The sequence below is a fragment of the Bradyrhizobium sp. BR 10261 genome, assembly GCF_019455395.1.
In the GTDB taxonomy this organism is placed as follows: domain Bacteria; phylum Pseudomonadota; class Alphaproteobacteria; order Rhizobiales; family Xanthobacteraceae; genus Bradyrhizobium; species Bradyrhizobium manausense.
Genome location: NZ_JACOFQ010000037.1, coordinates 1 through 18,178, shown reverse-complemented (window position 1 = coordinate 18,178; position 18,178 = coordinate 1). Strand labels below are relative to the sequence as shown.

21 protein-coding genes and 1 other RNA gene are annotated in these 18,178 nt (G+C 62.9%); 10 read left to right on the top strand and 12 right to left on the bottom strand.

Features of this window, described 5'->3' with window-relative positions:
- The first annotated feature begins 288 nt into the window (after window positions 1-288).
- The gene (locus HYH07_RS31525) at window positions 289-1,413 is read left to right on the top strand and encodes a DUF2336 domain-containing protein (RefSeq protein ID WP_220006116.1); all 1,125 of its coding nucleotides are present in this window, start codon (window positions 289-291) and stop codon (window positions 1,411-1,413) included.
- A gap of 25 nt (window positions 1,414-1,438) precedes the next feature.
- Entirely contained in the window at window positions 1,439-1,684 is a 246-nt protein-coding gene (locus HYH07_RS31520; RefSeq protein ID WP_220006115.1) for a hypothetical protein, read from the top strand.
- Window positions 1,685-1,851: 167 nt separating this feature from the next.
- Here the strand turns inward: HYH07_RS31520 and HYH07_RS31515 are convergent, their stop codons facing one another.
- Window positions 1,852-2,214 carry a hypothetical protein gene (locus HYH07_RS31515; RefSeq protein WP_220006114.1) on the bottom strand — a complete coding sequence of 121 codons (363 nt, stop codon included), beginning with the start codon at window positions 2,212-2,214 and terminating at the stop codon, window positions 1,852-1,854.
- A 441-nt stretch (window positions 2,215-2,655) separates the two neighbouring features.
- Here HYH07_RS31515 and pyrF point away from each other — a divergent pair, with 441 nt between their 5' ends.
- On the top strand, window positions 2,656-3,561 hold the full coding sequence (pyrF, locus tag HYH07_RS31510; RefSeq protein ID WP_220006113.1) for an orotidine-5'-phosphate decarboxylase: 906 nt from the start codon (window positions 2,656-2,658) through the stop codon (window positions 3,559-3,561).
- A gap of 105 nt (window positions 3,562-3,666) precedes the next feature.
- Here pyrF and HYH07_RS31505 read toward each other — a convergent pair whose 3' ends face one another.
- Complete coding sequence (locus HYH07_RS31505; RefSeq protein WP_063958233.1) at window positions 3,667-3,900, bottom strand: hypothetical protein; 234 nt, start codon at window positions 3,898-3,900, stop codon at window positions 3,667-3,669.
- Window positions 3,901-3,983: 83 nt separating this feature from the next.
- Here HYH07_RS31505 and HYH07_RS31500 point away from each other — a divergent pair, with 83 nt between their 5' ends.
- The gene (locus tag HYH07_RS31500; protein WP_312016712.1) at window positions 3,984-4,451 is read left to right on the top strand and encodes a response regulator; all 468 of its coding nucleotides are present in this window, start codon (window positions 3,984-3,986) and stop codon (window positions 4,449-4,451) included.
- Between the two features lie 19 nt (window positions 4,452-4,470).
- On the opposite strand, the gene HYH07_RS31495 is transcribed toward HYH07_RS31500, so the two are convergent.
- Window positions 4,471-4,968, bottom strand: a complete 498-nt coding sequence (locus HYH07_RS31495) for a GNAT family N-acetyltransferase (RefSeq protein WP_220006112.1) — start codon at window positions 4,966-4,968, stop codon at window positions 4,471-4,473.
- Between HYH07_RS31495 and HYH07_RS36885 the strand changes: the two genes are divergently transcribed.
- Window positions 4,915-5,355 carry a hypothetical protein gene (locus HYH07_RS36885; protein WP_409363924.1) on the top strand — a complete coding sequence of 147 codons (441 nt, stop codon included), beginning with the start codon at window positions 4,915-4,917 and terminating at the stop codon, window positions 5,353-5,355. The two genes, HYH07_RS31495 and HYH07_RS36885, sit on opposite strands and share 54 nt — an antisense overlap.
- 166 nt (window positions 5,356-5,521) lie before the next feature.
- Window positions 5,522-6,277: an outer membrane protein gene (locus HYH07_RS31485; RefSeq protein WP_220006111.1), complete on the top strand. Its 756-nt coding sequence runs from the start codon at window positions 5,522-5,524 to the stop codon at window positions 6,275-6,277.
- 217 nt (window positions 6,278-6,494) lie between these two features.
- On the opposite strand, the gene HYH07_RS31480 is transcribed toward HYH07_RS31485, so the two are convergent.
- From HYH07_RS31480 to ssrA, 9 genes are all read right to left on the bottom strand, one after another.
- Window positions 6,495-8,201: a response regulator gene (locus HYH07_RS31480; RefSeq protein WP_220006110.1), complete on the bottom strand. Its 1,707-nt coding sequence runs from the start codon at window positions 8,199-8,201 to the stop codon at window positions 6,495-6,497.
- Window positions 8,198-9,709 (bottom strand): ATPase domain-containing protein, encoded by a 1,512-nt coding sequence (locus tag HYH07_RS31475; protein WP_228749878.1) that lies wholly within the window; start codon window positions 9,707-9,709, stop codon window positions 8,198-8,200. The genes HYH07_RS31480 and HYH07_RS31475 overlap by 4 nt, the downstream gene beginning before the upstream one ends.
- 508 nt (window positions 9,710-10,217) lie before the next feature.
- Complete coding sequence (locus HYH07_RS31470; protein WP_220006109.1) at window positions 10,218-12,089, bottom strand: ferrous iron transporter B; 1,872 nt, start codon at window positions 12,087-12,089, stop codon at window positions 10,218-10,220.
- A 25-nt stretch (window positions 12,090-12,114) separates the two neighbouring features.
- Complete coding sequence (locus HYH07_RS31465) at window positions 12,115-12,390, bottom strand: FeoA family protein (RefSeq protein WP_220006108.1); 276 nt, start codon at window positions 12,388-12,390, stop codon at window positions 12,115-12,117.
- A 109-nt stretch (window positions 12,391-12,499) separates the two neighbouring features.
- Window positions 12,500-12,745, bottom strand: coding sequence for a ribbon-helix-helix domain-containing protein (locus HYH07_RS31460; protein WP_057747235.1), 246 nt, complete (start codon window positions 12,743-12,745; stop codon window positions 12,500-12,502).
- On the bottom strand, window positions 12,742-12,930 hold the full coding sequence (locus HYH07_RS31455; RefSeq protein WP_220006107.1) for a DUF4169 family protein: 189 nt from the start codon (window positions 12,928-12,930) through the stop codon (window positions 12,742-12,744). Before HYH07_RS31455 ends, HYH07_RS31460 begins: the two co-directional genes overlap by 4 nt.
- Window positions 12,931-13,214: 284 nt before the next feature.
- Complete coding sequence (fumC, locus tag HYH07_RS31450; protein ID WP_220006157.1) at window positions 13,215-14,642, bottom strand: class II fumarate hydratase; 1,428 nt, start codon at window positions 14,640-14,642, stop codon at window positions 13,215-13,217.
- An 88-nt stretch (window positions 14,643-14,730) separates the two neighbouring features.
- Window positions 14,731-15,246, bottom strand: a complete 516-nt coding sequence (locus HYH07_RS31445; protein ID WP_220006106.1) for an SspB family protein — start codon at window positions 15,244-15,246, stop codon at window positions 14,731-14,733.
- A gap of 116 nt (window positions 15,247-15,362) precedes the next feature.
- Window positions 15,363-15,729, bottom strand: a transfer-messenger RNA (tmRNA) gene (gene ssrA / locus HYH07_RS31440).
- A 95-nt stretch (window positions 15,730-15,824) separates the two neighbouring features.
- Here ssrA and HYH07_RS31435 point away from each other — a divergent pair.
- From HYH07_RS31435 to HYH07_RS31420, 4 genes are all read left to right on the top strand, one after another.
- Entirely contained in the window at window positions 15,825-16,430 is a 606-nt protein-coding gene (locus HYH07_RS31435; protein WP_220006105.1) for a chromate transporter, read from the top strand.
- Window positions 16,427-16,957 carry a chromate transporter gene (locus HYH07_RS31430; protein ID WP_220006104.1) on the top strand — a complete coding sequence of 177 codons (531 nt, stop codon included), beginning with the start codon at window positions 16,427-16,429 and terminating at the stop codon, window positions 16,955-16,957. The genes HYH07_RS31435 and HYH07_RS31430 overlap by 4 nt, the downstream gene beginning before the upstream one ends.
- 94 nt (window positions 16,958-17,051) lie before the next feature.
- Complete coding sequence (locus tag HYH07_RS31425; protein WP_220006103.1) at window positions 17,052-17,813, top strand: tripartite tricarboxylate transporter TctB family protein; 762 nt, start codon at window positions 17,052-17,054, stop codon at window positions 17,811-17,813.
- Between the two features lie 7 nt (window positions 17,814-17,820).
- The coding region (locus tag HYH07_RS31420) for a tripartite tricarboxylate transporter permease (protein ID WP_220006102.1) at window positions 17,821-18,178 on the top strand (358 nt) is incomplete at its 3' end.

Below are 18,178 nucleotides of genomic sequence, written 5' to 3'. Positions count from 1 at the left end.
GTGCCCACGAGACCGTTGGTGGGCACGCTTCGCTTTGCCCACCCTACGCTACTGCAGTCGCATCCGGCGCCATTCTCCGGCAAGCGCGAGAGGGGCGCACCGTCTCATTACTCGCCGGTCACCACAATCCCTCGCATTTGAACGAATTTTCGTCGGCAAAACTGATGCGACGGTTTTACTGGATTCTCGCGTTTGTTCCCTAGCGTTGGTCCCCAGAGGAATCCGGCGTCCTGCCCGCATCGGCAGGATCGCTCGCCAGCAACTGGACCAAGAACTGGGGTTATCGCGATGGATGGGGCGAAAACGCTTCTACAGGATCTGGACGACGCAATCGCGCGCGGCACAGACGAGAGCCGGGCAAAGGCGTTGTGGCATGCGACTGATCTTCTGATCACCGGTCGCTACGTCGACGACGAGATCAGCATGTTCGGCGAGGTCATCGGCCGGCTTGCCGATGAGATCGAGGTCGCCGCGCGGGCGCAGCTCTCCGAATTGATGGCAGGCTGCGATCACGCGCCGCTCAACGTCATCGAGAAGCTCGCGCTGGACGACGAGATCGCGGTCGCCGGCCCCGTGCTGCGCGACTCCGTCAGGATCGGCGAGAAGGTGCTGGTCGAGAGCGCCATGACCAAGGGCCAGGCGCATCTGCTCGCGATCTCCCAGCGCGAGGCGATCGGCGAGGCCGTGACCGACGTTCTCGTCAAGCGTGGTAACCAGGAGGTTGTCACCTCGGTCGCCAGGAACGAGGGGGCGCGCTTCTCCGGCTCGGGCCTGCTGCACATGGTCCGCCGCGCCGAGGGAGATTCGATTCTTGCCGAGCAACTTGGTCTGCGCAAGGACGTGCCGCGCCACGTCTTCCAGCAGCTCATCTCCAAGGCGTCGGAGGACGTCCGTCGCCGGCTCGAGACCGAGCGCCCGGAGATGATGTCGCAGATCCAGAGCTCGGTGACCGAGGTCACCGGCGACCTGCAGTCGAAGTTCGGCCCGTCCTCGCGCAGCTATTTCGTCGCCAAGCGCGTGGTGACGACGCAGTACCGGCAGGGCAACCTGAACCAGGTCTCGATCTCGAACTATGCGCGCCAGCATCGCTTCGACGAGGTCCAGATCGGCCTGTCGCTGCTGTCCTCGCTGCCGGTCGACGTGATCGAGCGTGCGCTGATGGATCGTAATCGCGAGATGATCCTGGTGCTGTGCAAGGCGCTCGACTTCTCCTGGGACACGACGATGTCGCTGCTGTTCCTCGGCGCCAAGGATCATCTGATCACGGCGCGCGAGCTCCACGACAATGAGCGCGATTTCAGCCGGCTCAAGATCGAGACCTCGCGCAGCATTCTGAAATTCTACCAGTCGCGCAAGAACAACGCCGGCGCCGATCCCGCCACGGGTCGTCAGCCCGAGCTCCAGGTCCACTGAGCGGGACATCGAGGGAGTATTTGCAATGTTGCCTCAATTCGGCACCGCGATTCGCAAGAACAAGAGCCTCGCCAAGACGCTTCCCGCCGAGACGGGCGGGGCGGCTCCGGAGAAGGCCACGGTCGACGCCGCTTGGCTCGTGCTGGAAGCCGCCAACGATCTCGGCGACCACGCCGCGATCGAAGCCTGCCGCCGCGTTATCGACGCCGAGCTGAACGGCACGGTCGCCGCCAGCGCGGATACCGATCTGGTGGTGGGTTATTTCAGGTAACGACGTCAAGCTCACCCCTCACAGTGGCGCGAGCTATCGTAGGGTGGGCAAAGCGAAGCGTGCCCACGACTTTCTATCGTAGCGCCGGATTCGTGGGCACGGCGCAAGTGCGCCTTTGCCCACCCTACGATCTTCAACGGGCGGGGATTGATGAATCGGCCGCGCAATCAGCCACAGTTCCAGATCGCGCCGATCGGCGTCCGTGTCCAGCACGGACCGAAGCTGCCGCCATTGTAGCGCGAGCCGCCAAACCCGGGTCGGCCGAAATAATGCCATTCGCCGTCGAAGAAACGGTAATAGGCCGGCACCGGATCGATGTACCAGGGGCGCTGGTTTTCGCGCGCGTAACGACGAAAGCCATTCTTCTGCATGAAGATCGGCTGGGTGTTGCTGAGCGGCTGGCGATAGCCCGGCAGGAAGCCGTAGCCGTGCCAGCTTTGCCTGGGCTTTTTCGCGACGGCCTCGGCAGGCACGATGGCCGGCAGCAGCGACAGGATGACAGCAACGAGGGGACAGAGAAGGCGTGACATGGTCAGACCATAGACAGCCGGTCGCGCGAACGCCATTCAAATCCGAGTGGGGATTGTTGCAGGCGTGGGCCAGAAGCAGTCGTCGTACCTCGACCTGTGGCAGCAGTATCAGTGGGTGCGGAAACTGTTTAGCCTCATCCTGAGGAGACCGCTGGAAGCGGTCGTCTCGAAGGACGAGGCGTGCACGCAGGTCGCGCAACGAGCCCGTATGCGATGGCCCTCGGTTGCGAGGGACTTTGCCGGTTTCGGCGGTCTCTCGCCATAGCGACGTCCCTTGTTTGTTTCAGCGCGTAGGAGGGGTTGAGTTCTTGCGAAACCCATCATTGCATACGAGTGTGTTGCAGCGTGATGGGTTTCGCAGGGGCTCAACCCGTCCTACAAACTCAAACCATCCTGTCCACAGTTCGACCGAAACTTCCTGATGCCGTTGGAGAGCTGGCGATGACCACTATCTCTTGGATCGACCTCGTCGAGAGCAATGCCACCGAGTTTGGCGAACTGGTGGCGGGCATCGATCCATATCTGCCTGAGCTTCCTGCCTTCTTCGATCATAGAGGAGACGGCTCATGGATTGAAGACTACGTCACATTCATGCTTGAGCTACTCAAGGGCCAGGTGGGCTTTGTAAAGTTTCAGTCCGCATATTTTGAAGCCTGCGGACTAAGGGGCCTGACGGCACTGTCGGCCGGCATTGGACAGGCGAAGGCCAACGGGATGGCGGTCATTCTCGATGCCAAGCGAGGTGACATCGGATCGACTGCAGCGGCCTACGCCCGGGCCTATCTCACCCCGGCCTCAGCCGGTGGCAGCGGCGACTTTGAAGTCGATTGCCTGACAGTCGCTCCATTCATGGGCCCGGATACGCTGGAGCCTTTCGTCGATTGCTCGCGTAGCTACGGTAAGGGTCTGTTTGTTCTCTGCAGAACATCGAATCCGGGCGCAGGTTGGCTTCAAGACAAGGTGGCAGGGAACAGGCTGATCTCTGAACATGTTGCAGACTTGATCGCCCATATTGGGTCTCCGCAGGAGGGTGCGCAGCGTCTGAGCGCGATTGGCGCCGTTATTGGTGCAACGGCTGTTCATGAGGGCAGGCGGTTGCGGCAGCTCATGCCGCGATCGATCATACTTGCACCGGGGCTGGGCGCGCAGGGCGCGGATGCCGCCACGATCGGCGCCCTGCGCGGACAATTCGATGGCGATCTCCTCCTCCCAGTTTCGCGTGGTCTTTCGGCCGTCGTCGATCGCAATCTTGATGCAGACGCGTATCGCAATCTCGTGCTGGAAAGAACCGCTACGTTCAAGCTCCTATCCACGCGACGCAGCGGCCTTGCCCGAACGAGCGCGTGACGCTTTAACGCCAAGGGCGGACGCGATGCGATTGATCGCAGTCCGTAGCATCACAAAAAGGCCCCGCCGAAGCGAGGCCTCCTTGTCTCACGGTGCAGGCACCAACTAGTCGTCGTCCCAGTGGTGACGGCGGATCACAACGCCGCGATCGTAGTCGCGATCATGGTGGTACCAGCCATGATGCCAGCCGCGATCATGCTCGTAGATGCGGGCACGCGGACCGTAATAGTCGTCGCGGTCGCCGCCGACATAGACGCCGAAGCCGGCCGCGTTGGCGATGGTGGGGGCACCGATTGCGAGTGTCGCAACTGCCGCAAGAGCGTAAGTCAGCTTCCTCATCTGTTCCTCCTCCTTCTGCATCGTCGGTTCGTCAACGGATGCCGCCGCCGCCTGTTGCAGGAACTGACAAGAAACTTTCTTGAATGGGTGTTCAGGTTTCACGCAGGCCATCGTCAGAAAGCCAAAAACATATGTTGCGTTGGGATGAACTGGAACATTTGTATCGCGTGAGCCAAAGGTCCAACATGTCGGAACCGCCTTCGATCCTGGTCGTGGAGGACGAATATCCGCTGCAGGGCGTGCTCGAGAGCGTGCTGGCGGATGCAGGCTTTGCCTCCGACATCCTTGCGTCCGGCGAAGAGGCGATGACGGTGTTCCTCGCGCGCGGCAAGCGTCACAAGGCGCTGGTGACCGACGTCTATCTGAGCGGCAAGCTCAATGGTTGGGATCTCGCGCGGAGAATGCGGGAAAAGGACCCGGCCCTTCCGGTCGTGTACATCACCGGCGGCGCGGGTGCTGCATTGTGGAAGTCACAAGGCGTGCCCAACAGCCTGTTGCTGGAAAAGCCGTTTCATCCCGAACACCTGGTTGCGGCGCTCACGAGGCCGTGAGCCGCCGGCATATCATGCGTCATCGCCTGATCCGATAGATCACGACGTCCTCGCCGTGATGCGTCGTGTGTTTCTCCAGTGCATAGCCTGACTTCTCCAGCACGCGCCGCGAGACGCCGTGCGCGACAGAGACGAGACCGATCAGGGACGGCAGCTTCAGCTGTGACAACCCGATGTCGGTCAGCGCGGTCGCGATCTCGCTGGCGAGCCCCTGGCCCCAGAGGTCGCGCCTGAACGTGTAGGCAATCTCGATCTCGTCGACGCCGTCTATGAGGACGTGCCGGATGCCCGCCCGCCCGGCGAATGCGCCATCCTTGGTGCGGAGCGTCCACAGCCCAAAGCCGTGCCGGTCCCAATGCGCCACGTTGGTCGCAACATAGGCCTTCGTGACCTCGGCGGAACGCACGCCGCCGAGATAGCGGGAGACATCGGGGTCGAGGTGGAGTGCGACGAGGTCGGCGAGGTGGCCCTCGCGCAGTTTCTCGGCGCTCAATCTGTCGGTGCTGAAACGATCCATGGCGACCAACGTGTCGATTGCCCGCGTCAGACAGTCAAGCGCGGGGTTGATCTGGATCAATCGCGAAGATTACGGCCATATGACAACCAGCGCTGGGGCGGGTGGCAATCGATGGGTGCAATGAATCCGACCTGGTACGTCACCTTTGAAAATCGAAAGAGCGGACTTTTGCCGAGGCAGCGGAGCCCGCGCGAGACAATGACATTTGCAACCGAGGATGAAGCCAAGCAGTTCGCGCGCGAAAAGTTCGACCAGGGGCTCGCCGTGTTTGCAGGAACGATCAATCCCCACGTTCCCAGACGGCTCATTCCCGCGTCCGACATCCAGGCATGGCTCGCCGATGACAGCGATGGTGCCCCGTCGCGAGGAATCCTGCAAAACGAGTAAGCACGGTATCGTGCACTTCGATATCGCTTGGGTGTTGCCATTTTGATACGGGCCAAAACACCCCTCGCGCTTAAACTTCAGGATGTTCGTGGAACTTATGCACGCCAACCTGCATAAGGGCCGGTTTTTTTGAACGGTCGAGAATTGAGAAAAAGGGGACGAAACGATGAAAAAGCTCTCAATGGCGGCGATCAGCGTCGCGACGCTGAGCCTGGCAGCTCCGGCCATGGCGGCCGACATGGCTGTCAAGGCGCCGCCGCCGGCACCGGTGGCGACAATCTACAACTGGAGCGGATTTTACATCGGCGCCAATGGTGGCTGGGGGCAAAGTCACAATTGCGTCGATTTCCTGACGCCAGCGGGAACAGTTGCAGGTGGTTGCGCTGATCGCTCCGGTGGCGTGTTGGGTGGGCAGATCGGGTATCGATGGCAGACCAATCAATTTGTGTTCGGCCTCGAAGCACAAGGCGATTGGGCCGATCTCAAGCGCACGCGGGTGACCCTGATCGATCCACTGGTCTCCACCACGGGCAAAACCGATGGCATTGGCCTGTTCACGGCCCAACTCGGCTGGGCGTGGAACGCGTCCTTATTCTACGTCAAGGGCGGCGCCGCCGTGACGCACAACCGCTTTGACGTCTTCAACAACGTCACCGGTGTCGGGCTGGCCTCCGCAGGCCACACCCGCTGGGGCGGTACGGCTGGTGTCGGCTGGGAATATGGCTTCGCGCCGAACTGGTCGTTCGGTATCGAATACGATCATCTCTGGATGGGGCGTGACAACACCACCTTCGCCGGCTTCGTCACTCCTGGAGGGGTCACCCTCCTTGGCGACGGCGTCAAGCAGGATGTCGATATGGTCACGCTTCGGGTGAACTACCGCTTCGGTGGCTTCAATGCGCCGGTCACCGCCCGCTATTGAGCTTGCGTTCTCCCAGTGACCTCGGGCCCCGGCATGTCCGGGGCCTTTTTTTGCCGGAGATAGCGCTAAGCGCGTGCACGCGCTGCCGAGGCTCCGGGCGCCGGCGGTTATAACGGCTGGATCGATGACGCCACTCGCAAAGGCATCCTCTGCGTGCCCGGTCCGATGATCAAGGGCCGCGACGGCATCATGTATGTTTGAAAGAAGCCGAGCGAAATCAGCATCGGTTGGAGCGCTTGGTGTCCTTTTCGCGCCCGAGGTCTGACGTCACCGCGCTCAGCGCTGCCGCCAGTTCCTCGATATGGTAGGGCTTCGGCAGGATCTGGATCCCCGCCAATTCGGCCTCGTGAACCGCGGCCTCGGAGTATCCGCTGGTCAGAAGCACGGGTATGTCGCTTCGCCGCCGTCTGATTTCGCGGGCGAGCTCCACGCCATTCATGCCGCCGGGCATCATGATGTCGGAAAAGACGAGGTCGACCGTCCGGCCGTCGGCGAGAGCGCCGAGCGCGGCGGCGCCGCTCGCTGCGTGGGTGACCTCGTAGCCGAGGTCTGCGAGCATCTCGCTCACCAGGGCGGCGACCTCGTCGTCGTCCTCGACCAAAAGAATTCGGCCGTGGGTGCTTTTCTTCGGCCGTACCATGTTCAGATCCACGAGGTGCAGCTCTCGGGAGGGAACATTGTGCGATCGCGGCAGGTAAAGTTCGATGCTGGTGCCTTTGCCGACCTCCGATCGAATACGGACCGTCCCCCGCGACTGTGTCGCAAATCCGTGGACCTGGGCGAGCCCGAGCCCCGAGCCCTTTCCGACCTCCTTGGTCGTGAAGAACGGCTCGAAAACGCGCGACAGGATTTCCGGCCCCATGCCGACACCCGTGTCGATGACCGACAAGCGCACAAAGTCTCCCACGATCTGCTCGTCCTTCAGATCGGGAAGGTTTTCCCCGCGCACGATGATCGTGCCGCCATTGGGCATGGCGTCACGGGCGTTGACGGCGAGGTTGAGGATCACGAGCTCGAGCTCGCCGGGATCGACCTCGACAGGCCAGAGCGTGTCCGGAAACTCGAACTCGACGTGGACGTCGCCTCGCAGGCTCCGATCGAGCAATTCGCGCATGCCGCCCATCTGCGCAGCGACATCGACCGGCTCTGGCCGGAGTGTCTGCCGGCGAGAGAAGGCAAGAAGCTGCCGGGTCAGGCTGGCGCCGCGCTGCGCCGCCTGAACCATTCCATCCATGAGGCGACGACGGCGGCCCGGATCGGTCTGACGGTCGAGCATGTCGAGGCCCCCGGAAATGACCATCAGCAGATTGTTGAAGTCGTGCGCGACGCCGCCGGTGAGCTGGCCGATAGCCTCGATTTTCTGAGCTTGGCGCAGCGTCTCCTCCACGCGTGCGCGCTCCTCCATTTCCAGGCGTAACTGCTCATTGGCCTCCGCCAGCGCGCGCGTCCTCTCGACCACGAGTTTCTCGAGCTGCTGCGCGATCTGCTCGCGCGCGGCGAGCAGCGCCCGGATCTCATATTGGCGTCCCCGGGCGCGCAACGCCGACTGAACGGCGCTCGTCAGCGTCATCGGCTGCACCGGCCGTTCGAGCAGCGAAACGTTGCGAAGCAGCGAGACAAGGCTGCGGCGCCACGCCATGACCGCCGGCTGTTCACGGTGGCTGGTCAGCACGACGAAGGGCAGATCCGACCAGGGCGGCTGGCTCTCGATCCATTGTGCCAGCGGCACCGTGTCTTTGCCGAACAGGGCTTCTTCGGCCACGAAGACGGCGCCGACACCGAGCGCCATCTCGCCGACAAGTTCGGTCAGGTTGCGGCAGTTGATCGCGTCCAGATTCGAGCTACGGAACAGCTCGACCGATGCAGGCCCGTCGCGCCCGATCGGAGCAAAGACGAGAATCCGCTGATCCGGCGCGGCGCTCATGCAGCGGTCTCTTCGGACATCCCCGGACCGGTATAATGCGGTGTGCCGGAAAAGATGCCGGTGAAGTCCTTGAGTGGCGGACCGAGCTTGATGCCGCTGCTGGTGAGCCGAAACTCGCGGATGGTATGCTCGTGATTGCCGCTGCGCTTTTTGACGACCGACAGAGCGCGCCGGACCGTTCCGCCGACTTCGAAATAGCGGAGCATCAGCACCGAATCGCTCAAATAGCTGATGTCGAGGCTTGTGTCGGTCGGGCCCACCAAGCCATGCTGGGCAAGGATGAGGATGGTCAACACGCCTTGCTGGGCGAGATAGCTGAGCAGCTCGTGCATTTGCAGGATGAGAAAGCGTTCGTCCGGCATCGCGTTCAGATAGCCGTTCAGGCTGTCGATGACGACGATTCGGGCATTGTCGCGCTCGACGCTGTCCCTCACATTGGCAGCGAACTCGCCGGGCGAGAGCTCGGCCGGATCGACTTGCTGGAAGCGGATGCGGCCTGAATCGATATGCTTGTCGAGATGCAGCCCCAGCGTCCTGGCACGTGCTTCGACCGTGCCGCGGCCCTCGTCGAACGCGAAGAATACGGCATGCTCGCCGCGATCCGCCGCCGCGATCGCATAGGTCAGAGCCACCGACGATTTACCCACGCCGGCCGCGCCTATGAGAAGGGCGTTGGTGCCGCGCTCAAGACCGCCGCCCAGAAGCTGATCGAGCTCTGCGTTGCCGCTCGGCGTGAAATCTCCGGTGAATGACTTGTGGTGTTCGGCGGCCACGAGCCGGGGAAAGATGGTCAGCCCGCCCTGTTCGATGATGAAGTCGTGATAGCCGCCGCGAAAGCGGATGCCGCGCATCTTGATAACGCGAAGCCGGCGCCGCTCCGCGCCGTAATCGATTGCGAGCTGCTCGAGCATCACGACCCCGTGGGCGATCGAATGCAGTTGCAAATCGTCTTGAGCGGACGACAGGTCGTCGAGCAGGACGACGGTGCAGTTGCGGTTGGTGAAGAAGTGCTTCAAAGCCAGCACCTGACGCCTGTAGCGCAGCGGGTTCTGGGCCAGGAGGCGAAGTTCGGACAGGCTGTCGAGCACCACGCGGGTCGGGTTGATCCGCTCGACCTCCTTGAAGATCACGCTGGTGGTCTCGCTCAGCTCCACCTCGGCCGGATGAAATACGGTGAGCTCGCGGTCCGGATCGAGCGTCGTTTCCGGCGGGACGAGCTCGAAGATGTCGACGCCCTCCAGCGTCCATCCGTGTCGCTGCGCGACGACAGTCAGTTCACGCTTGGTTTCGGAGAGCGAAATGTAGAGCACGCGCTCGCCATCGCGCACGCCGCGCAGAAGGAATTGAAGCGCGATCGTCGTCTTGCCGGTCCCGGGTCGTCCCTCATACAGATACATCCGGTTGGCGTCGAACCCGCCGCCGAGGATGTCATCCAGGCCATCGCTGCCGGTCGAAATTCGCGGCAAATCCGAGGGATTGCTGCCTGAAGCATTGGGCGAACCGGTCAATTGAAACCTCTATACGCTCTGGAAAGGCCGCTATTGCCCCGAGCCTCCACGAGGCGAGTCAGGAAAAAAGGTCCGCAATAGGAACTCGCTATCAGCGATCGAGTTCCCGGCGGCTCCTCATCCGATCCCGGCACATAGGACGCGAACAGCCCAGGCAGGGTCGGTTCACAATTGCACACAAGCCGCTTTGGCAGCGTTGGATTTAGCGGGAGACGTCGGGATCGGGATGCGGTGCGACGAGAGTCGAGGTGTCCTCGCGCAGGCGCCCGGCGAGCAGCCATGTCGTGCTGAAGCTATTCATGGCAGCAGATGCTTGTCGGGGATGATGGCATCTTGCCATTGTTTTGCCCGATGGGTCAACGGATTTTCCGAAGTGCATAGTCCGTAGCCCGGATGGAGCGGAGCGCAATCCGGGACCGGCGGGGAGCCGTGCGAGGAATCCCGGATTCGATTTCACAACCCCGTCTACTGTGCATGGGGTTGTTTTCGCGTTTTGGTTTACGAGGCGCTAGCCGGCGCCGAGCGCGACCGCGACATTGTAGGTCAGAAGGCTCGCCGCATAGGCCAGCACCAGCATGTAGCCGAAGGTCGCCGCCATCCAGCCCCAGCTTCCGGTCTCGCGCCTGATGACGGCGAGCGTGGAGGCGCATTGCGGGGCGAAGATGTACCAGGCGAGCATCGACAGCGCGGTGGCGAGCGACCATTTGCTCGCCAGCACCTGGCCGATCTGCTCGGCCGCTTCCTTGCCGCCTTCGATTGCATAGACGGTGCCGAGCGCAGCAACCGCGACCTCGCGCGCCGCCATGCCCGGGATCAGCGCGACCGCGATCTGCCAGTTGAAGCCGACGGGCGCGAGCAGCGGTTCGATCGCCTTGCCGATGATGGCGGCCAGGCTGAAGTTGATCGCGGGCTCGCTCGCGCCCGCCGGCGGCTGCGGGAAGGAGGCCAGGAACCAGATCAGCACCATCATCGAGAAGATCGTGGTGCCGGCGCGCTGCAGGAACATTTTTGCGCGGGTGAAGATGCCGATGGCGATCGATTTCAGCCTGGGCACCTTGTAGTCCGGCAGCTCGAGCATGAACGGCGCCGGCGCATAGTCGCGCAGCATGAAGAATTTGATCAGGAACGAGACAACGAGCGCGCTGGTGATGCCGGCGGCGTAGAGGCCGAACATCACGAGGCCCTGCAGGTTGATGAAGCCCCAGACGTCCCTGGCCGGAATGAATGCCGAGATGATCAGCGTGTAGACCGGGATGCGCGCCGAGCAGGTCATCAGCGGAGCGATCAGGATCGTGGTCAGCCGGTCGCGCTTGTTGTCGATGACGCGCGTCGCCATGATGCCGGGAATGGCGCAGGCAAAGCTCGACAGGAGCGGAATGAAGGCGCGGCCGTGCAGGCCCGCGCCGCCCATGATGCGGTCCATCAGGAACGCCGCGCGCGCCATGTAGCCGAAATCTTCCAGCAGCAGGATGAACAGGAAGATGAGGATGATCTGCGGCAGGAACACGATCACGCTGCCGACGCCCGCGATCACGCCGTTCTGCAGGAAGCTCTGCAGCAGGCCGTCGGGCAGGGTGGCCTGCACGAGCGCCCCGAGCGCGTCGAAGCCGGACTTGAGCAGGTCCATCGCGGGCTGCGCCCAGGCGAACACGGCCTGGAACATCACGAACAGGATCAGCGCCAGCACGATCAGGCCGCCGACCGGATGCAGCACGATCGCATCGATCCGCGCGGTCAAGGTGTCGGGTCTCGCAGGCAGGCTGACGCAGTCCGAGATGATGCGGTCGGCCTCGCGCTGGGTTGCGCGCAGTTCGGAGACGCTGAGTGCGCGCCAGCTGTTTTCCCGCGGTTCGGCGGCGAGCCTGGCGGAAATATCGTCGGTCAGCTTCAACAGGTCGGCGGTGCCGCCCTTGCGCACCGCGATCGAGGTGACCACGGGCACACCGAGCTCCTTGGCGAGCCTGACGACGTCGACCGAGATGCCGCGGCGGCTCGCAATGTCGAACATGTTGAGCACCAGCACCAGCGGCCGGCCGGTGCGCTTCAGCTCGAGCAGCAGGCGGATGGTCAGGCGCAGATTGGTGGAGTCGGCAACGCACAGCACGAGGTCGGGCACGATCTCGCCGGAAGCCTTGCCCAGCACGAAGTCGCGGGTGATCTCCTCGTCCGGGCTGCGGCCGCGCAAGGAATAGGTGCCGGGCAGGTCCACGATCGAGACCTGGCGCCCCAGCGGCGTGACGAAAAAACCTTCCTTGCGCTCGACGGTGACGCCCGGATAGTTCGCGACCTTCTGCCGGCTGCCGGTCAGCGCATTGAACAGCGAGGTCTTGCCGCTGTTTGGCGTGCCCACCAGGGCGAGATGCAGAAGGGGTAATTCCATGGAATCGGATTTCCGGTCGCGTGACTCAAGCGACGATGATGGCCATGGCCTCACGGCGGCGCACCGCGATGGTGATGTTGTCGACACGCACGGCGATCGGGTCGCGCCCGACCAGCCCCTCGTGCAGGACCTCGACCCGGGCGCCCTCGACGAAGCCCAGCTCGATCAGCCGGCTCTCGAGCTCGATATCCGAGAGAGCCGAACCCGCCTCCTTGGCGGCGAGGTGCTGAATGACGCCGGTGTAGCCGCGCTGGGCCAGGCCCAGCGGCATCTCGCGGCTCATATCATGAGTGTCGGTCATGCCCTGTATTTTCAACGCAGGGCATGCAGGTCAAGCGCGCGCGCCCGTGGAAACTGCACCTTAGAGCGATTTTAAAGTGCAGATCACGAAAAGCGTGGCCAGGCGGTCGCTATTGCGCCGGGACCTTGTCCGGCTGCATGGCGCGGCTCTTGAAGTAGTCGAGCACGAACAGGCGGATCGCCGAGGACAGGTTACCCTGCTGGCGGGCGCCGTCGATTTCTCCGACGAGCTCGGACAGCGTCATGTTGCGCAGGCCCGAGATCTCCTTCATGCCGTTCCAGAACGCCTCTTCCAGGCTGACGCTGGTCTTGTGGCCGGCGACCACGATCGAACGCTTCACCACGGGCGACTTCATGGCTGCTCCTCGCGATCGATCCGGTGCTGGTCCAGATGCGCCTTCGCCTGGTCCGCCTGCTTCGCCTCCGCCGATCGCTCGGCCTTCGTGCGGCCGAACTTCGTTCGGTTGGCGTCCGCCTGCTTCGCCGAGGCTTCCCGCTCGGCGCGCTTCCTGAAACGATTCAGGTTGATGACGTTCCCCATGCCGCGTCTCCATCACCCGATCCTTTTCGGGCAGGATGTTACATTCAGAAACAGGGCGCAGCCTCGCGCCCAACAAGACTTGATCGTCGTCATTCGCTCGTCCTCGTCAATCGGCCTCGAGGCCATCAAACGATGAATTTCGCCCCGTCAAGGAGCGGAGGGGGCCTTCCGTAACACGCATCCCGGCCGCCACATTGACGGTAATCAAATCCTGTCCTTTAAACCTTATAATTATGAGCTTTTAGGGCTCCGTATCACTACGGATGGCTATCGGAATTCGGAATTCATCCTGGCCGCGTCATCTTGTCCGGCTGCACCAGGCGGTCGAATTCGCCGGCCGAGACGAAGCCGAGCCGCAGCGCCTCTTCCTTCAGCGTGGTGCCGTTGGCATGTGCAGTCTTGGCGACCTTGGCGGCGTTGTCGTAGCCGATCTTCGGCGCGAGCGCGGTCACCAGCATCAACGAGCGCTCCATCAATTCCTTGATGTGCTTTTCGTCGGCGCGGATGCCGCTGACACAATGTTCGGTGAAGGAGCGCGCCGCGTCCGCCATCAGGCGGATCGAGTGCAGCATGTTGTAGGCGAGCACGGGCTTGTAGACGTTGAGCTCGAAATGTCCCTGGCTGCCGGCGAGTGTGATCGTTGTGTGATTGCCGAACACCTGGCAGCACACCATGGTCATCGCCTCGCATTGCGTCGGATTGACCTTGCCCGGCATGATCGATGAGCCCGGCTCGTTCTCCGGCAGGATCAGTTCGCCTAGCCCCGAGCGCGGGCCAGAGCCGAGCAGGCGGATGTCGTTGGCGATCTTGAACAGGCCGGTGGCGACCGAATTGATGGCGCCGTGCGCCAGCACATAGGCGTCGTTGGACGCGAGCGCCTCGAATTTGTTGGCGGCGCTGGTGAAGGGGAGCTTCGTGATCCGGGCAACGTGCTTTGCAAACAGCTTTGCAAAGCGCGGCTTCGAGTTGAGGCCGGTCCCGACGGCCGTGCCGCCCTGCGCCAGCGGATAGAGATCCCTGACTGCGACCTTCAGCCGCGCGATGCCGCTTTCGACCTGGGCGGCATAGCCGGAAAATTCCTGGCCGAGGGTGAGCGGCGTCGCATCCTGGGTGTGGGTGCGGCCGATCTTCACGATCCTGGCGAACTCCTTCTCCTTCTTACGCAGTGCGCGGTGCAGTTCGCCGAGGGCAGGGACGAGATCGGCATTGATGCGGCTTGCCGCGGCGATATGCATCGCAGTCGGGAAGGAGTCGTTCGACGACTGGCTCATATTGACGTGGTCGTTGGGATGCACCGGCTTCTTGGCACCAAGCTCGCTGCCCAGAATTTCGTTGGCGCGGTTGGCGATGACCTCGTTGAGGTTCATGTTGCTCTGGGTGCCCGAGCCGGTCTGCCACACCACCAGCGGGAAATGATCGTCGAGCTTGCCCTCGATCACCTCGTGTGCGGCACGGATGATGGCGCCGGCTCTGCGCTTGTCGAGCAGGCCGAGCTCGAGGTTGGACTGTGCCGCCGCAAGCTTGACGATGCCAAGCGCATGGACCAGCGAGATCGGCATGCGATCGATGCCGATGCGGAAATTCTGCCGCGAGCGTTCGGTCTGCGCCCCCCAATAACGATCGGCGGGCACCTCGATAGGACCGAAACTGTCGGTCTCGATGCGGGTCGCGAGGCGAGCAGTCTTCGCAGCTTTGGCCATGGGCACATCCATTCCGCCGCGCGAGGTGCCGCACGGCCTCTTCATGTGGTCTTCTATATAGGGAGTTTGGCCGGACGCGACGGTTCGCGGCCAGCCTGGATCATTTCTTGCGGAAACGATCGAGCCGCACGACTTCCGCGCCGCCTGGGTTCGGCGGGCTCGGCTCTTCCGCGGTCTCTGTCGGCTCAACAGCAGGCGCGGGCATCGGCACAGCCGACGGGGCAGGGGCGGCCGGCAAATTCTCGCCCGCCACTTCGGCGTCGGAGGTTTCGAACTGAAGGCCGAACTTCACGGACGGGTCGAGGAAGCTCTTGATGGCGCTGAACGGCACCACCAGCCGCTCCGGAATGCCGCCGAAGGACAGGCCGACCTCGAAACGGTCCTCGTGCACGGTCAGGTCCCAGAACTGGTGCTGCAGGATGATCGTCATCTCTTCCGGATATTGCGCCAGCAACCGGCTCGACAGCTTCACGCCCTCGGCCTTCGATACGAAGGTGATGAAGAAATGATGCTCACCCGGCAGGCCGTGGGCCGCAGCGTCAGTCAGCACTTTCTTGACCACGCCGCGCATCGCCTCGCTCGCCAGCACGTCGTATCGGATGTGATCGGTCGCCATGGTGGTCCTGTTGCATTCCAGGAGACGGGCCCCGTCGGCCCCGACTCGCCAAGCCGCAATAGTACCGCGCCTGACGGGTCAGCAGGAGTCCCCGCCGGGAAGGAAATCAGAGCTTAAGTGGAGGCTTCTGTTGCCAGGTGCCTCCGAACCCCGCCTAACGGAGCTTAACCCGTTAGGACTTTAAGTTGGTCTTTCAAACTGCGTTACGCAGCCTGAGCAACCGGAGCAAAGTTGTCGTTGGCAACTATTGCAGTAGCCCGATAACGGCGGAACAATACCGGGAAAAAGTACGCCCTTTACGCCCTCGTCGATCCTATTTCGCCCCCGCCAAAGCCCGCTTTCGGGTGTGCCCGCTGGTGGGCTTTGGTGGAGGCGCCGGGTACCGCCCCCGGGTCCGAATGGTTTATTGCGACGACCGTTTATTTCCATAGCCGGCGAACCGGCACTCCCAATATAGGGGGCAAAGGTTTCAAAAAACAGGGGTTTCAAGCGGAAAGGGCCGGTTCCCTTTGGATAGGTCCGCGATGGGCCGGAGCCTGATCTTGGCCGCCCTCCGGCTCGCGTTCTAAACTCCTGACATGTCCACGGATTCAGCGCCGGCCGCCCAAGAGTCGGATGATCCCGCCTTTCACGTCCCTCCGCCCGGCCTGATAGCGCTGTTCCTGGCCTTTGGCCGGATGTCGCTGGCCGGGTTCGGCGGCGTCCTGGTATTCGCCCGGCACGCCATCGTCGACCAGCACCGCTGGATGACCGCGGACGAGTTCAACGAGACCTTCGCGCTCTGCCATTTCCTGCCTGGGCCCAACATCGTCAATCTGTCGATGGTGTTCGGATCGCGGCTGCGCGGCATCGCCGGCGGTGTCGCGGCCTTCACCGGGCTGCTATTGCCGCCGACGCTGATCATGACGGTGCTCGCGATCATCTACTTCAGGTTCGGCGATGCGGAGGTGCTGCGTCGTAGTCTCGCAGGCACCTCCTGCGCCGCGGTTGGCCTGCTGATCGCCGTGGTCTTCAGGATGATGACCCCGCTGCTCAAGCGGATGGACGTTGTCGTGCTCATCCTGATGCTTGGCGTGTTCACAGCCATTGGCGCGTTTCGTTGGCCCTTGCAGGCGGTGTTGCTCATCGCGATTCCGTTCAGCATCGCGGCTACCTATGCGATGCGACGGAAGGCAGCAGCATGAGCAGCCAGAACCCGATCTGGGCGCTGATCTCCACCTTTGGACTGATGTCTTTATTCGCGGTCGGCGGCGCTGCCGCCGCAGTGCCCGAGATGCACCGCATCGCTGTCGATGTCCATCACTGGATGACCGAGAAGCAGTTCGCGGACGCCTATGCGATCGCCCAGCTCTCGCCGGGTCCAAACGTGCTGATCGTCACGTTGATCGGCTATGCCGTTGCCGGCATTCCAGGCGCGCTGGCCGCGACACTGGCGATGTGCCTGCCGACCGCCCTGCTAGCCTACTGTGTCGCCCGGCTGCTGAACCGGCCGAGCCAATCGCACTGGCCTGCGCTGATCCAGGCTGCCCTGGTTCCGCTGTCGATTGGATTGATGGCGGCAAGTGCCTTGATCCTCGCGCAGGCGATCGATCGCAGCATTGCTGCGCTGCTTCTGACCGCGACAATTGCGATGATCGCCTCCGTCTCGCGCGTCAATCCGCTGTGGCTTCTGCTCGCGGGCGGACTGTTGGGTTTTGCTGGTATTGTGTGATGAAAATCGCTAGGCAATGATCCGGGGCGGGGATCCATTTCCAGCCGATTAGAACAACAGTGCTCGTGACTTACGGGTCGCGGAGGAGACATGCATGGCCGACACAATGGGCCACTCGGCAACAGCCACCAGAAACACCTCGGTGGCGCTCGGCTTCTGCCTGCTGGCGCTCGCGCCCCAGATTTTCGAATTGATCTGGTCGATCGGGACGATCTTCGGCTGGGGCGCTGGACGCGGTCCGGCTACGGTCCTGATCAGCCACACGACGGCGCTCGTCGCCGGCGCGCCCGCTGCGCTGCTTGGCGCGATCGGCGGTGAGACCAAGAAGGCGTCATCGGATGTCTTGCTGGCGCTGATCTATTCCTATCCGTTGTTCGCAGTGGCATTCGTCACCCTGTTCATGACGATCAAGTCGGCGCAGGACTATATCGGCGGCGTCATCCTGATGGCGCTGGCGCTGTTCGCACTGTGGGCCTCGAGCGATTTGCAGGGCATGCGCGGCTTCTCCTTCGGTGCTGGCACCGCGCCGCGGATGTTCGGCGGATTGCTGGTGGGCCTGTCCGCCGCGATCGCGCTGACCGGCCTTTTGAGCGAGGGACCGGCGCTGGCACATTATTCCTGGCGCGGGCCGCTGTTCGTGATGTGTGCGATCCTGTTCTTTGCCCTGGCGATCCGGCCGCTCGGCCTCGTGGTCTCGGCATTCATGAGCTTCATGATCGCCGCACTCGGATCGCATGAAACACGATGGGTCGAGGCCGCCATCGTCGGCGCCTGCCTGACAGCTGGCTGCGCGCTGCTCTTCCCTTACGTGCTCGGCCTGCCGATGCCGATGTTCCCGCGTTTCCTGGTTCAGTGAGGCCGTCATGGAGCTTTTTGCCAACCTCGCTCACGGTTTCGCCGTCGCCTTCTCTCCGATCAACCTTCTGATGTGCCTGATCGGCGCGCTCGTCGGCACGCTGGTCGGCGTGCTGCCGGGCATCGGCACCATCGCGACAGTCGCGATGCTGCTGCCGATCACCTTCGGACTGCCGCCGGTCGGCGCGCTGATCATGCTCGCCGGCATCTATTACGGCGCCCAGTATGGCGGCTCGACCACCTCGATCCTGGTCAACATTCCGGGCGAAGCGACATCGGTCGTCACCGCCATCGACGGCCACGCCATGGCCAAGCAGGGCCGCGCCGGCCCGGCGCTGGCGATCGCCGCGATCGGCTCGTTCTTCG